This is a genomic window from Synechococcus lacustris str. Tous (genome assembly GCF_003011125.1).
Classification (GTDB): domain Bacteria; phylum Cyanobacteriota; class Cyanobacteriia; order PCC-6307; family Cyanobiaceae; genus Synechococcus_D; species Synechococcus_D lacustris.
Window position 1 is genome coordinate 1 of record NZ_PXVC01000276.1, and the last position, 723, is coordinate 723.

Here is a 723-nt window from a genome sequence, read left to right on the forward strand (position 1 = left end):
CAACTGCTGTACCAAAAGTGTTGCCTTTGATCAAAGCATCAGCCCACTGCATACCCACATACCAAGATTGGCTTTGGGCCTTTGCTCCTTCTGCGTTTGTTTCCACACCCCAGATTTGAGATGCCTTCTTAGCGCTATAGGAGTTGGAACCCCAACCAGCACTAATAGATGGAATCCAGCTCACCTTGCTTGGCTTCCACCAGCCGCTAATGGCAAGTGAATTCACATCAAATGACGACAAACCAGCGAATGGATTACCCGCTAAATTTGTACCCACAGGGATATAGCCGTAGGCTCCACTTTGGGAGTAGGCATAGGCAGCAGTTAGGTTCCAGTTAGTTGCGGTGTAAGCCAGTTGCACCGTGCCGGTGCCGCCKGAATTGTCTGTGGCAATGCCACCAGTGCTGGAATCACTATTTTTAGCGTTRGCTGCCACATAGTTGGCACTTACGCTGAAGCCATTATCAGCCCACCAGATACCAGCACCACCACCGAGGTTGAGGGTGTAGGTACCGGGRGMACCKGCGTAGGTAAAGAAGTCGAGAATYGTGTCGGCTGGATATTGGCTAGGCCAYACCGCCAACATGTCGTCTTGACGCACCCTTGGGCCAGCGGTAAYTGTGAAATTWGAWCCRATCGGGAATTGATAGAAAACCCGATCTACGCCCATGGAATTAGCGCCGGATCCTTCYTCATAAGCAACCTCAGCMCCYAATGAGGGAT

1 pseudogene is annotated in these 723 nt (G+C 51.3%); it reads right to left on the bottom strand.

From position 1 onward, the window contains the following. A pseudogene (locus C7K08_RS14895) lies at positions 1-601 on the bottom strand (iron uptake porin); the annotation flags it as partial. Positions 602-723 lie beyond the last annotated feature (122 nt).